General features: G+C 66.0%; 14 protein-coding genes. 2 read left to right on the plus strand and 12 right to left on the minus strand.

Annotation, left to right across the window (positions count from 1 at the left end):
* Nucleotides 1-3 precede the first annotated feature (3 nt).
* The 12 genes from AB870_RS12850 to AB870_RS12905 form a co-directional block, all read right to left on the minus strand.
* Complete coding sequence (locus AB870_RS12850) at nt 4-684, minus strand: DUF3613 domain-containing protein (protein WP_053059350.1); 681 nt, start codon at nt 682-684, stop codon at nt 4-6.
* 116 nt (nt 685-800) lie between these two features.
* On the minus strand, nt 801-1,901 hold the full coding sequence (locus AB870_RS12855; RefSeq protein WP_064674827.1) for a tetratricopeptide repeat protein: 1,101 nt from the start codon (nt 1,899-1,901) through the stop codon (nt 801-803).
* Entirely contained in the window at nt 1,898-2,935 is a 1,038-nt protein-coding gene (locus AB870_RS12860; RefSeq protein WP_084663667.1) for a type II secretion system F family protein, read from the minus strand. Before AB870_RS12860 ends, AB870_RS12855 begins: the two co-directional genes overlap by 4 nt.
* Nucleotides 2,936-2,984: 49 nt before the next feature.
* The gene (locus AB870_RS12865) at nt 2,985-3,908 is read right to left on the minus strand and encodes a type II secretion system F family protein (RefSeq protein WP_047905018.1); all 924 of its coding nucleotides are present in this window, start codon (nt 3,906-3,908) and stop codon (nt 2,985-2,987) included.
* Nucleotides 3,905-5,278: a CpaF family protein gene (locus AB870_RS12870; protein WP_047905019.1), complete on the minus strand. Its 1,374-nt coding sequence runs from the start codon at nt 5,276-5,278 to the stop codon at nt 3,905-3,907. Before AB870_RS12870 ends, AB870_RS12865 begins: the two co-directional genes overlap by 4 nt.
* Before the next feature lies 1 nt (nt 5,279).
* Nucleotides 5,280-6,629 carry a CpaE/TadZ family protein gene (locus AB870_RS12875; protein ID WP_047905020.1) on the minus strand — a complete coding sequence of 450 codons (1,350 nt, stop codon included), beginning with the start codon at nt 6,627-6,629 and terminating at the stop codon, nt 5,280-5,282.
* 122 nt (nt 6,630-6,751) lie between these two features.
* Nucleotides 6,752-8,077 (minus strand): type II and III secretion system protein family protein, encoded by a 1,326-nt coding sequence (locus tag AB870_RS12880; protein ID WP_047905021.1) that lies wholly within the window; start codon nt 8,075-8,077, stop codon nt 6,752-6,754.
* 223 nt (nt 8,078-8,300) lie between these two features.
* Nucleotides 8,301-9,332, minus strand: a complete 1,032-nt coding sequence (gene cpaB, locus AB870_RS12885) for a Flp pilus assembly protein CpaB (protein WP_047905022.1) — start codon at nt 9,330-9,332, stop codon at nt 8,301-8,303.
* Between the two features lie 136 nt (nt 9,333-9,468).
* On the minus strand, nt 9,469-9,954 hold the full coding sequence (locus AB870_RS12890; RefSeq protein WP_064674828.1) for a TadE/TadG family type IV pilus assembly protein: 486 nt from the start codon (nt 9,952-9,954) through the stop codon (nt 9,469-9,471).
* 203 nt (nt 9,955-10,157) lie between these two features.
* Complete coding sequence (locus AB870_RS12895; protein ID WP_053059352.1) at nt 10,158-10,637, minus strand: A24 family peptidase; 480 nt, start codon at nt 10,635-10,637, stop codon at nt 10,158-10,160.
* A 7-nt stretch (nt 10,638-10,644) separates the two neighbouring features.
* Nucleotides 10,645-10,842 (minus strand): Flp family type IVb pilin, encoded by a 198-nt coding sequence (locus tag AB870_RS12900; RefSeq protein ID WP_047905024.1) that lies wholly within the window; start codon nt 10,840-10,842, stop codon nt 10,645-10,647.
* Nucleotides 10,843-10,930: 88 nt separating this feature from the next.
* Nucleotides 10,931-11,116: a Flp family type IVb pilin gene (locus AB870_RS12905; protein WP_047905025.1), complete on the minus strand. Its 186-nt coding sequence runs from the start codon at nt 11,114-11,116 to the stop codon at nt 10,931-10,933.
* Nucleotides 11,117-12,073: 957 nt separating this feature from the next.
* Here AB870_RS12905 and AB870_RS12910 point away from each other — a divergent pair.
* Nucleotides 12,074-12,394, plus strand: a complete 321-nt coding sequence (locus tag AB870_RS12910) for a hypothetical protein (RefSeq protein ID WP_047905026.1) — start codon at nt 12,074-12,076, stop codon at nt 12,392-12,394.
* Nucleotides 12,395-12,421: 27 nt separating this feature from the next.
* Nucleotides 12,422-14,038, plus strand: a complete 1,617-nt coding sequence (locus tag AB870_RS12915) for a collagen-like triple helix repeat-containing protein (protein WP_047905027.1) — start codon at nt 12,422-12,424, stop codon at nt 14,036-14,038.
* Nucleotides 14,039-14,133: the final 95 nt, after the last annotated feature.

Here is a 14,133-nt window from a genome sequence, read left to right on the forward strand (position 1 = left end):
GCCTCACTGGCTAACGCCAGCCCCCATTGCCGCAGGCGCCGTACCGCCGCCTGCGGCGCCGCTACCTCCGCCGCCACCTGCGCCGTTGGTCGTCTGCACCATCGTCTCGAAGAACGCCGGAATCGGATAGGTAAAGCTGTCGAGGTACCGCTTGTAAGCCCGCGAGGCGGTCGCGCCGAGCATGGGCAGCCCGCGTCCGGCTGCGAGGTTGTTGCCCTGTACCGCCAGCAGCGCTTCGGTTTCGTCACCGAGCATGCCGTCACGCGCCGGTTCGCCCACGCGCGGCGGGGCGGTGCGGCGAACCACATTGGCCGGTGTGCGCGCCGCCTCCTGCACGGGGACGGCCGGGGCGGCTGTCGCTTCCGTCGCTGTAGTCGCTGTCGTTGTTTCAGGCTGGCCGACGCTCGCGGCCACCGGCGTTGGCTGCACCGCCGGTGCGCTCGACGGCGCAGCCACGGCTCGCATGCCGGTACCGCCCATCGTCCCGGTGACCGGCGCATTGCTCTGCGCGAGCGCCACGTTCGTTCCAAGCACACAACCGAGCGCACTACCGAGCACAACACCGAGCACAACACCGAGTGCACCACCGAGCACAGTACGCAGCGCGAATACGGCGAGCCCGCGCTGCGCCGTCTCACGCGGCCGGGTGCCCGGGGGCCTCTGAAGTTTCTGGACTGCCATCATCACGTCTCCCTGATGTTGCGTGATTCGCAACGCGTGTTCTGCATCCCGTCTCGCGACGCAGGCAACCGGTTACGTTCGACCGCATGCTGCCGCACCCCGCTATGCCCGATTGCGCATCACTGCGAAGGCGCGAAGCGATCGAGCATCGACGTCGGCATGTCGCTACGCGACGTTTCGCCCGCACGAGCGAGCTTCGCATCCGCCGTCGCCTTCGTTGGCATCTGGTCCCGCGCGGCAACGTCCGGTGCGCCGCCTTGCGGCAAACGCACCACCACCGGCATATCGCCGTTCCCGCTCGCGGGCGAGGCCGGTGGGCGCATCGGCGTCTGCGCGAAAGCCGAAGCCGGCGCTGCCGGCGGCACGATCGCCGCCGCTGCCTGCGCCGCCGCACGGGCCGCGGCGGCGTCTGCCGCCTGCTTGCGCGCCTTCGTATGGGCGCGAATGTCGGCGGCCAGTTTGTTGATGGCGTCGCGCGTCTCCTGCGGCATCTTGGCGTTCGTCATCATGTCTTCCGCGCGCGAGCGATCGCCCGTCACGACCAGATACACCGCCAGGTTGCTGAGCACCTTGCGGTTGTCCGGACGCAGTTCGGCCGCCTGCGCCAGCGGGACACGCGCAGCGGCGGCGTCGCCGCTATTGAGCAGCGCAAAACCCAGATCGCTGAGGTAGAACGGTTCGGTCGGCGCACGATTCACCGCTTCGCGAAGCGCCAGTGCGGCCCCGGCGTAATCCTTGCGCTGCGCCGCCACGAGCCCGATACCATGCCATGCGGCGGCCGCCTCAGTGCCGCCGAGCAGCGTGCGGTACGCCTGTTCGGCCAGCTCGGGTTGCCCTGTCTCGCGCAGCGCGTCGGCACGCAGAATATCGATGTCCGGCGCCGAGCCGTACTCGATCCGGAACTGTTCGATGTGGGCGAGCGACGCGAAGTAAGCCCCCTGTGCCTGCGACTGCCGAATCATCGAGAGGTACAACTCGCGCGTGTCCGGCTTGGCCAGTCTGGCCTTCTCCTCGTCGTTCTGCTGCGCCTGCATGAGGGCGGCAGCCGAGGGCGCGCCGTAGCCACCGAGCGTCGGCGTGCTGCTGCATCCCGCAAGCCACGCCGCACATAGCACGCACAGCACGCACAGCGAAACCCGCCCGGCCGGCTTCCGGTTCAGGCCCCGCCACCGCCGGGGCGCGAAATCGTGCGAAAGATATGTCTGGATGGGGGACGTCACATGGCCTCCATGGATTTGGTCAGCGACAGGATCGCCGGCCCCGCGACCACGAGCATCAGCGCGGGCAATAACGTGAGCATCATCGCCAGCGTCATCTTCACCGTGAGCTTGCCGATACGCTCCTTCATCGTCTGACGGCGCTGCTCGCGCAAACGGTCGCTGAATTGTTGCAACGGCTCCTGCACGGCACCGCCGTGCTGTTCGACCTGCACGATCAGCCGAACGAGCGCGCGCAGATCGTCGTTGTCGTACACCTCGCGCAGCCGTCCCATCGACGCCTCCCGGCCACGTCCCGATGCGTACTGGCGATTGGCCGCCTCGAACTCCCTCGACAGGATCGGCAGCACTTCGCGAAAGTCCGACACCATCACGTAAAGACTTTGATCCATGGACAGCCCCACGCCCTGCAACAGACGCAGCAAGTCGATGAGCAAAGGCAATTCCTCAACCAGATCGCGACGACGCTGGGCCGCCTTGCGCTGAATGTAGAACTTCGGCGCGAGCAGCCCCACGCCGGCAGCGCCGATCAGACGCAGCATCGTGCCAAGCCCGCCGCCGCCGGGGAACCACAACCACACGAGCAACGGCAGGACAACCGCCAGCGCCACCCGCGCGAAGAGGAACAACGACTTGGCGCGTACGCTGTCGTAACCGCATTGCGCGAGCAACAGACGATCTTCGGCTGCGATCAGACTCTGTCCAAGACGCGTTTCGGACCACTGCTTGCCGAGCTCTGCCGCACGGTCCAGCAACGCGCGCCAGCCCCGCTGCGGGCCCTTCGCCGCGTGCGCCGCGTCCACCGACTCGGCGTCCGGCGCCGCACGCAAACCGGACGGCGCCGTTGCGGCGCGCAGCGCCGCGAGCGCCTGTTGCTGACGGCTCGCCAACACCTGATCGATCACCCGTTCGCTGCGTCCCTGGCGCATCGCGCGCAACAAGATGGCCGACGCTGCCAGCAGCAGACCCGCCGCGACCATCAGCAGGCCAAGCATCATCCACGTTTGCGAGTTCACCGTCAGGGACGAAAAATTCATGGGTATCGATCCTCCGCGCCAGACACCGTGCTTTGCGCGTATGAGCCGCTCAAAGCGACTTCGCCAACCGGTACAGCACGAAACCGCCGAGCACTTCCAGGCCCAGACCGATGGCGAGCAGTTTCTGCCCGGCGCCCTCCTGGAACATCGGCTCGAAAAACTTCGGGTTCAGCAACATCAGCAACGCGCTGACGATGATGGGCAGCGCCGCAAGTACCCAGGCCGACATGCGCGTCTCCGACGACAGCGCGAACAACTCCGCCTGCGCCTGCTCCCGGTCGCGCATGAAGCCCGACATCCGCGCCAGAATCTGGTCGGCCCGACCGCCGAAGCGCGTCGAGAGATCGACCACCGATGCGAACAGATAAATCTCTTCGACCTGATATACCCGGGCGATCTGCTTGAGCGCCACGTCCAGCTCCACGCCGGCCTGCACCTGACGCACGGCGCGCTCCAGCAATTCGCGCAACGGCAGATCCGCGTTGCCGGCCGCCGACTGGAACGCCGCCGGCAAACTGTTGCCGACGGTGAGCATGCGCACCATACCGTCGAGGAAAACCGGCAGCTGCCGCACGATATTGCGGTGTCGCCGCGCCGCCTTGAGCCAGTAGCGCAGCACGACGCCCACGGCATACACGAGCAAAATCACAATAGCCGAGAGCGGTCCCTGCCACATCCAGAACACGAGTGTGAGCAGCACGCCGGGCGCGATCAGCAGCAGGTAGAAGGTCGAATCGGTCTGGACCCCGGCGCGCTCGAAGAAGAACTCCCACGGCAACGATTTGCGGCGCGGCGCACGAACCTGCCCCGTCTCGTTCCCGCCGAGCTTCGGCGCGCTTTGCGCCAGTTGACGCTCCAGGAACGCACTCGCGGCCTGCTCGCGGGCGCGCTGGTGCGTGCGACGCCACAACTCCAGCCCTGCGGCCACCAGCAGCAGCGCAATACAGACGGACCACAGCACGACGGGATTCATCGACGGCGTCCGAAGAAGCCGCCACCGCCGCCGCTATCCGGCGGCACATTGCCTTGCTGCGATTGCAACGCAGCGGCAGCATTGCGCGACTGTTCCTTATAGCGTTGCAGCTTGGGCGAATGCGGCTGAAGCCCGAGCGACACCCACTTGTCTTTCTCTTCGCCGTCCGGACCCACGACCGACTCGTGGCGAAACAACTCCTGGGTCGAGATCACCGTATCGGACACACCGGTGACTTCCGTAATGGAGAGAATGCGGCGCCGCCCGTTCGACAGACGTCCGATCTGCACGATGAAGTCGAGCGCGCTCGTGATCTGACGGCGCAGACTGCTCTCGCTGCCCTGAAAGCCGGCAAAGCCCGCCAGCATCTCCAGACGATAGAGGCACTCGCGCGGCGAATTGGCGTGGATCGTGGCCATCGAGCCTTCATGGCCGGTGTTCATCGCCTGCATCATTTCCAGCACTTCCGAGCCGCGCACTTCGCCCACGATGATCCGGTCCGGACGCATGCGCAGGCTGTTGCGAATCAGATCGCGAATCGTCACCTCGCCCGAACCGTCGAAGCCGCCCTGCCGCGACTCCAGCCGCACCACGTGCGGGTGATTGAGCGAGAGTTCGGCGGTGTCTTCGACCGTCACCACACGCTCGGTCGCCGGAATGAAACTCGCCAGCGCATTGAGCAGCGAAGTCTTGCCCGAACTGGTTCCGCCGGACACGAGAATGTTGCAACGCGAGCGCACCGCCGCTTCGAGCAGGTTGTAGATCTCTTCGTTAAAGCTGCCCAGCGCCAGCAGGTCGGACGGCTTGAGCGGGTCCTTGCGGAACTTGCGAATGGAGACGACCGGCCCGTCCACCGCCAGCGGTTCGATCACGACGTTCAGGCGCCCGCCATCGGGCAAGCGCGCATCGACCATCGGATTCGACTCGTCGAGCCGGCGGCCGATGGGCGCGAGAATGCGGCGCACGATACGCAGCAGATGCTGATTGTCCGAGAAGCGCAGCGCTTCGCGCGCGAGCACCCCGCGACGCGAGACATACACGTCGTTGTAGCCGTTGATCAGAATGTCTTCCACCGCGGCGTCGGCCAGCAGGTCCTCGATAGGGCCGAAGCCGGCCAGTTCCTTGGTCAGCGCATCGGAAATCTGACGCAGCTCCGCCTCGTTGATCGGAATGCGACGCAAGCGCACGAAGCCGTCCATCTCCAGATCGACGAACTGCTGGATCGCGCCGCGGCTCCAGCGCCCGAACTCGGCGCCAAGCTCCTCGATGCGCGCGAGCAGATGTTCGTGCGCCGCGGTCTTGATGTCCTGAAACTGCTGTGAATTGGCAAACGCGCGCTTGTCGTCGGCGAATTCGATGGAGTCGGTCATATCAGTGCTTTCCCATGAATCGGCCGAGCCAGCCAGACGACTGGCGCTGCGACGCGGCGCCCGCATGCTGGGCGGACAGCAAACGCTCCACCAACGGTTGCAATGCGCGCACGTACGGATCGCCACGCGCGGTGTCGATGATCAACTTGCCCTGATTGGTCGCGGAGAGCATGGTGAGCGGACGATCCGGCAACGTGGCGAGCAGTGGCACGTCGAAGCGCTTGGCGATCTGGTCGGCGGCCATGCCGTAACGCGGATCGTATCGATTGAGCACGAGATGGAGATGATTGCGCTCCACGCTCTTTTCCTCCAGATCCCGCAACATCGATGCGAGCGAGACGATGGCGCCGACACTCTGATCGACCACGAGCCAGACTTCGTCGGCCGCGCGCACGAGGCTCGCGACGAACGCAGGATTCGAAAAGCCGCCGAGATCGGCGACGATCAGGTTGAAGAAGGCGCGCAGGCGGTCGGTGAGTGCCAGCGCGTCGGCGGCGGCCACGCTGCGCATGTCGCCCAGATCGAGCGGCAACGGCAGCACCGCAAGCCCGCTCGGGGCATGCGAGACAGCGGTATGCACCAGCGTTTCGTCGAAACGCCGCAGGTTCTGGACCGCTTCGGCGAAGCTGAACTGGCTTTGCGTGTTCAGGTACAGCAAACCGTCGCCGGCTGGCAAACCGAGATCGAGCAGCGCGACGTGACCGAGCAAGGAAGCATCGAACTTGTCGTCCTTGTTCGCGCCCGGCTTCGCCTTGGCCGCACGTTCCGCGCGCTCCGGGTGGGCGCCTACGGACAGTTCCTGCCCGAGTTGCGACAGATGCGCGGCCAGCGTGCTGCACCCCACGCCGATGCGCGCGCCGAGCAACACGACGAAGCGGCCGTGCCGTTGCGGCGCCGCGCCGGGCGCCGCGGGCGGCGTATGATCGATCACCCGGCGAACGACTTCGAGCGCTTCCTCATGCGTCGAATGCATGTCGATGAAGTCGTGCACCCCCGCGCGTAGGGCCGCCTTCATGCCGTCGGCGCGCACCATCGAGCCCACCGCCACGAGCGGAAGTTTGGGCGCGACGCGTTTGAGCATCTGCGCCAGCTCTGTGGCTTGGGCGATCCCTGCGTCGGGCGGCTCGTCGGCGTGACCGGTCGACTCCCCCGAGAAGTCGAGCAGCACGACCTGCGGATCGAGATCGCCGATACGCTGCTGCAATTGCGCGGGACGTCCTGCTTCTTGCAGTACAACGCCCTCTTCGCGCAAAGCCGCCGAGAGCCACTGCCCGTGGCCAGCATGTGCGCTGCAAAAAAGAAAGCGATGCAACTCAGTCATGGTGTCCAGTATTCGCGTCGGTGCGTTCATTTATGCACTCCTTGCCCCTCCTACCACCCCTACCACCCCTACCACCCCATCCCGCCACTCGCCAACGCGCCGCCCGATCCTGCCTTGCCGTGCCCCGGACGCTCCCTGCGCCGGTGCCGGCATCACTTCGAGAAGCCCGGCAGTTCGCTGTCGCTCGCGCCGCCCATCAGATAGGCGCCCCAGACCTGTCCCGGCCGCCTCTCGCGCGTGTCGCCCGGCAACGGCAGGGCAACGTCGCGCGAAACCGGCTTGACCAGACGCGGCGTGACAATGATGACCAGTTCCTTTTCGGTACTGTTGTACTTCAGATTGCGGAAAAACGCGCCGATGAGCGGTAGATCGCCAAGCAGCGGCACCTTGTCGACGGCGGCGGTCGTCGTGCGCGAAATCAGGCCGCCGATGATGAAACTCTCGCCGTCGCCCAGTTCGACCGTCGTGTCGGCGCGGCGTGTGGAGATCGCGGGAATCTGCGTCGAGGCGATCACCACGGCATTCGTGTAGTCGAGATCGGACGCCTCCGGCGCGACCTTCAGGGCAATGCGATTCGGCGACAGAATCGTCGGCGTGACCGTCAACCCGACGCCGAACGACTTGTAGACGATGGTGGTCGTGCCCAACCCGCCCGACTGCGGCACCGGCAACTCGCCACCGGCGAGAAAACTCGCGCTCTGACCGGACAGTGCCACCAGCGTGGGTGCGGCCAGCACGCGGCCGAGACCGTTCGACTGCAATAGATCGATCTCCGCCGACAGGTTGAACGCCCCTCGCGTAATGGAGCCGAAGAACGATCCGAAGTTCGGGACTGCGCTGGCGCCGGTGAACGCCGAGTTCAGCTTCGAGCCTACGCCGAAACTGCCCGAGCCCGACGTTCTCGATGCACTGAAGCTCGCTCCCAGCTGATTCAGGATGTTGCGGTTCACTTCCACGATTTTCACGTCGACCTGCACGACGCCGGTCTCCCCCACCGTCGAGCGATCGACGACGACACCGCCCTTACCGGTGGCGTCGACAGCCGCTGCCTGCAAACCGCTATGCTCCACGACCGATCCGGCGTGCCCCTTGATGATCGCGGCACCACCTCGCGCGTCCACGTTGGCCCCGCCGGTATCGCCTAGCGCGCTTTGCAGGCTGCCTTGCACGTGCACTTCCCAGCGGCTCGCCTCGCTTCCCGCCGACCACGTCGATACCTGCGTCGTGCCGGCCTTCTTGCCGATGACGAGGACCGAGCCGCGCCGCCCGCCGGAGCCCTTGAGCACGATGACGTCGGCGACCTTCGGATCGGCAACGGCTACACGCTCGAGCTTGCCGGCAATCGGGAGTTCGCGTTGCTCGTCGACGCCCAGCGTCAACGAACGCGCCCCCGCGCCCGACGCGCTGTCCGCGGCATCGGCCATGCGCGCCGCTACGGTGGCGCCGCACGCGAGCAACGCGGCAAAGCACAGCAACATTCCCGTGACACGTCTGGCATCTCGTCTTGCAGTGCGAACCTGGCTTCTGATCATGGCGTGGCTGTATCGGTCACTGTGTCGGTTGAGCGGCGCGGGCGGGTGTCTGCGATGTTGCTCCACGTCCGGCGTCACTGGGTCTGCGTGTCACTTCGATTCGGTCCCACCCGGTTCGATGCGATTGAGTGCGGTTCAGCTTGTCTCCATGGCGTCACACCGGTGCGTCCTAGTAAGCCGCCGTGGAACGTTCGGCACCGCGCACGACTTCGACCGTGCCGCCGCTGCTGCCACCGCCGCCGTGCGCGGCACGTGACGCGCCCATCGGCGCGCGCCTCGGCGCTTCCCCCGCGAGCCCGGTCGTGGCGATGCCGGCATAGGCGCGGTTCTCCGGGGTATCGAGCGACGCTTTGGCGTCGCCCGTCAGTGCGGCTTTGCTCACGAGAACAGGCGGTGGCGGCGGGAACAGCGACGTATCCGGTTTCGCATCGTCGGTCGGGTTGCGCAGAGCCAACGTGATCTTGCCCTGCTGCGCGCCTAGCACGAGACGGTTGACGTCTTCGATCGGCACGGCCACGACGGCCGAGGTGGCAGGCATGGGGGGCTGCGCGCTCATCGGAGGTTGCGTAGCCTGCGGCTGGCTTGCCGCTGCGGCGGCGACCGTCGAGGCCACGCTGGGCGCCGCGGGCGGCGGCGTAACGTCGTCGAGCGAGGCGTTGCCATATGTCAGTACGCGCACGCGCGAGGCGAGCAAACGCGCCTGCGTATCGTCAGCCAGCCCGACAGCCGGACTGCCGGCCGGCTGGTTCGTTTTCATCGTGAAGAAGACATCGACGAAATCGCCCGGGCGAATGCGATTGCTCACGCCGACGGTTTCGGTCACGGGAAGGGAGACGGCGCGCTCGCCCGGGGCCAATTGCATGGCCAGGCCATGCGCCAGCAGGTTTTGCGTGACCGGTACGCCGGCGGCGAGTGCGACGAGGGGCACGCGGCCGACGACATCGGCCGGCACGTTGAAGGCGCCCGGCGCGGCGCTGTCGAACTGCGCGATCTTGACGTCGTCGGCAGTGATCGGCTTGCCGGGCGCCAGTGCCCTGGCCGCCACCACGGCCGGAAAACGCTGGGTGAGCGTCTGCGTCACCACCGAAGGCGTCGCCGACGGCGCGGGGGCGTTCGCCGTGCCCAGACGCAAGGCAAAGAGGGCGAGCAGCACCCCGGCGACGACCAGCACAGCAGCGAAAATCTTGGTGGCTTTGTTCATGGCTTGGGGCCTGTCGGCCGTTCAGTCGCAATTTGCGGGACGCCGGCTCGCCGGCGGCATCTCAACCTGTCCTCACTTCCGTACCGCGCTTATCCGGTTCATTCGACTCCGTTGCACTCCCGTTCGCCTGCCACGCTCAGCTGCCCCCGAGTGTCGACGTGTCGAGCGTGACCGCCGCCGTCCCGACGACCGTCGCCGGCACCAGCGCGCCCAGCCCCGGCCAGTTGACGGTCATCGGCTGGTTCAGCGTCAATGTCACGTGGGCGATGCATTGCGACGCTGCGCCGACGCCCGACGCCGGGCACGGATAAGTCGCGTCGACCGGAAACGTGGCCGTCACGGCCGATGCCGACGGCCAGGTCAGCGTGGTGTTGATAGCCGTGGTGGCGAAGCCCTGGCGCTGCGTCATCGTTCCCGCGCGCAGCATCGCGCGACCGGCCTCGGAGGCGGCCTGCGTGAGCATCTGCCGGGCAAGAATGTTCAGAGAGAAGGCGACGGCGACGTAGAAGGCAGGCAACAGGATCATGAGGATGAGCATGAATTCCAGTGCGGCCACGCCGCGCATGTCCGCCGCGCGTACGTTCGGCCACCCTGACCCCGCCTGTGCCCCAGACCGCTTCATGACGATGCTCCCCGTCGCGCACGGCACCTTTGGGCCGTGTCCGGCGACGCATGAACCTGCCAATTCGCGCGGCGTCGCCCGCGCCTCCCGATATTACGGCGCTGCCTGCGGCAGCACTCGTCACTCCCCTCGTCTGCGAAGTCCGTTCGGCTCGCGCCCCTCGCGCCCCTCACGCCCCTCACGCCCCTCACGCCGGACCGACCTCACCTCACGACCAGCGCCGCGGCTGCCAGATACGCCCCATAGGGCAGCCCGGCGCGCCCCGCGCGCCACTGCAAGATTCGTTGCCATACTCGCGATGCCGCCCAACGTTCGCGCCATCGCGTCATCGCCTGCGAGCGTCCGATGAGCAGCACGAGTGCATGCACACCCGCCGCCACACTCGCCAGACACCAGACCGGCAGCAGCGCCGGGTATCCCGCCATCAACCCGATGACGGCGAAGAGCTTCACGTCACCGGCGGCCATCACGCCGCGCCACCAGAAAGGCAGCAGTACGAGCAGTCCGAGCAGCGCGCCAAGGCCATGGACCCACAACACTTGCGGTCCGCTCAGCCATGCCTGCCAACCGAGCCAGAGCAGCGCAGGCGCGCCGACACACAGCAACCAGAAATTCGGAATGCGCCGGGCGACAAGATCCGTCAATACGATCGGCACGCACAACAGCCACAGCAATATCAGCACGGCACTCTCAGTGCGCCGCCGACGTTGCGGCCGAACTCACCGAACTGAAGACACTCGACAAGATGGTGCTCATGTTCGTGTAGACCGTGCCACCGATGATGACTGCGACGATGGCCGCCAGAATGCCGTACTCCAGCGCGGTCACACCCTTTTGCCGGGACAGTCTGCGCTGGCGACCGGATTGGCTTGCTCGATTTGCTTGCATGATTCGCTTCCTCGCGAATACAGCATCCCGCTACCTCGAATGGCACGACCTGCGACCGGTGCCCTTCCCGTTGGCGTCGGCACGCTTCTCAGGCGCCCACGGCCGTGATGGCGGATTGAATCTTCCCGAACACGGACGCGAATGCGGTTCCGAGGTTCGTATAGACGGTGCCGCCGATGATCACTGCCACGATGGCGGCGAGAATGCCGTATTCGAGCGCCGTGACACCACGCTCGTCGCGAGCGAACAGTCGAAAACGATTACCGAGTTTCATATCACCCTCCCTCAAAAAGGCACCGGAGCGCCCGTTGACCCACGGCGAGACGTCACCCGCCGCGCGCGCCGATGACTCGGTCTTGCCATATCGCTTATCAACTCTGGACTTCGGCCTCGGGTTCATTGCGCCACAAGGCTTGCGAACCTCTTTTCCCGTGTACGCCAATATTTCTCACGCTGTTGGCACAGCGTTTGCGCGTGCGCGCTATTTTTCCGATGCTAATTTAAACTAAATCCCAGAACCTAGAGTTTTGCTTCCAATCACCCGGGCTATTGTAAAAAAACGTTACATCGGTTGATCAAACAATACTCCAAAACTATGTGATGCAACGCTCGCAAGGGAAAACCATGATTGGTGCGACGCCACACAACGTAGCGCTTTCCCGTACCGCGACTTCAGCGCACGTTTAAATAACTATTCATTCGTTTCATCCCGGCACGGTCCCAGGCGCCACGCCGCCTCCCTGCACGCCGGCACCGTCGAAGTTTCGACATCCGGCTGGTCTGAATTCCGATAAGCGCGCGCCCTTCTTTATATAAAAGCAAGGCTTCCTCAGCATCGTGTTCGGTCCAGCATTAGCCGAATGGCCTGCGCGGACTAAAGAATTACTTAACGCACGTCATTCGCTCGCCACGCGCTCTGTTTTGCCTCTTCCTTTCGGTGCGTTACATCGGGGTCGTTACGTTACGTTACCCGTAACGAGCCACGTAACGGGAACGCAATTCCCCCCGTGATTCGCCATTTCCCGATGGCGTTAACCCTGATGTTCCTCATCCGCGGCATAGCCCCGATCTCTCAATTCAAAAGATTCTTGTTTTCCGAAACGCAAATAAATACAGGCTTTCCGGCCGATTGGCGGAAAAACTAGAGCGGCGATTCGAACTCCGCATTGGAGATTGGCACACCTCTTGCGCATATCCCTGCATCGCAACGCTGAACATCACGAGGCACACCATGATCGTTGGCAATACCAAACAAACGATGTACGGCGCAATCGCCATCTCGGCAGAGCGTCAGCGCATCGCGCGACGGCAGCAAAGTGCTGCGGCCGACACCGATCGTAGAGGCGCAAGCCCAGGGAGGGGCGGTGAAGAAGGCGGTGGCGTACGCGCCACCGCCACACCGACCGAAACGGCAAACGCTCGCAGCAACGGCAATTCGAATTCGGCCCATGCGATGACGGGCCCCGATAGCGCAGTCGTCAACGCGCTCCTGTTCGCACTCATCGCACAACGCATGCACACCCGATTGGCAGCACAAGACGTGCTCGCCTGATGACGAAAAAGACCAGAGGACATCATCATGAAAAACATCCAGCGCAACCTTCTCGCTTCCGCCGTTCTTCTCGCCGTCGTCACGATGACCGGCTGCGCCAGCTCCGGCTCGGGCGGCACCAGTGGCTCGCTCGGCGATGGCGGTGGCAGCGGCACCACCGCTGGCACCGGCAGCGGCGGCGGTTCGGGCACCGGCACCGTGTCTGACGGATCGGGCGGCACGGGTGGCGGCACCGGTGGAGGAACGGGCGGCGGTGACGGCAACGGCAATGGCAATGGCAACGGCGGCACGGGCACCGGCGCGCAGACCAACCCGATCGGCACCGTCGCAGCGACGGCCAGCACGGGCGTGGTGACGCAGGTCGGCAAGACGGTCAGCGACCTCGGCACCGTCGTCGGCAGCACCAACCTGCCGCTGGTGAGCTCGCAAACGCAAAGCGGTCTGGCGGGTGCCACGACGAAGACCGGCGACGCCGTGCAATCGATCGGCACCGGCTTGACGAACGGTCTGGGCAAGCTCGGGTCGAGCAACGACGTGCTCAACCCCACGATCACCGGCGTGACAGGTGCCGTGACGGATCTCGGTCAGGCCGGTCAGCAACTGGGCAGCGCCGTGGCCGGCCTCGGCCAAACGACAGGTCTCAACAAAATCGCACCGGTGAACAGCGTGACCACGCTGCTCGGCGGTGTGGTGAGCGCGGTGGGTGGCGCAGGCGCCGCACTCGGCACGGGCCTGACCGACACGGTCAATGCCGCCCCGGTGCAGCAATTGACCTCCAGCCTGTCGAAGACCATCACGCCGATCACCACAGTCGTGACCAACACCACGCAAACGGTTGGGAACGCCACGGGACTCGGCACGCCGATCAACAACCTCCTGGCCACGGTCGGGGGCGGTCTGAGCGGCGTGGGCACGAAGCTCGGCGCTCAGATCGACAACCCGATTGCGGTCGACCTCGGCGGCGTCGTCAAGGGCGTAGGCAATACGGTCGCAAGCCTCGGGGGCGTCGTGCATGGCACGCCGAGCAGCACCAACCCGCTCGCGCCGCTCACGTCGGCCCTTGGCGGGCTCACGAGTATCGGTGGTGTTGGCGGCGGCACGGGCGCGACTGGCCCGCTCGCGCCGGTCACGAACCTCGTCTCGGGTCTCACGGGTGCGCTCGGGGGCGCCGCGGGCGGGGCTTCGGGCAGCAATCCGCTCGCTCCCGTCACGAATCTGGTCTCAGGCCTGACAGGCGCTCTGGGCGGCGCCACGGGCGGCACTTCGGGCAACAACCCGCTTGCACCGGTCACCAACCTGGTCGCCGGTCTGACGGGTGCGCTCGGCGGCGCCACGGGTGGCGCGGCCGGCGGCGCAGCGGGCAGCAACCCGCTCGCCCCGGTCACGAACCTTGTGTCGGGCCTGACGGGCGGCCTCGGCGGCACGTTGACGGCAGGTGCCGGCGCCTCGGCCGGAACGGGCGGTGCATCGGCAGGCGCCGGTGGCACGGCATCCGGCGGTGTGCTCGCACCGGTCACCACGCTGCTCGGTTCGGTAACGGGCGCGGTCGGTGGTGCAACCTCCGGCAGCGGCAGCACCAGTGGCGGCCCGCTCGCCCCGGTGACCGGCTTGCTCGGTGGGCTGCTCGGCGGCGTCAAGAAGTAATGCCCGCGCCCCCGACCGGGGCGCCCCGCACGACGGCATCACAGCGAACGGCCCCGGTTTATCCAATGGAAATAGCAGTCCCGGACGGTAAGTCA

The organism is Pandoraea faecigallinarum, from assembly GCF_001029105.3.
GTDB lineage: Bacteria > Pseudomonadota > Gammaproteobacteria > Burkholderiales > Burkholderiaceae > Pandoraea > Pandoraea faecigallinarum.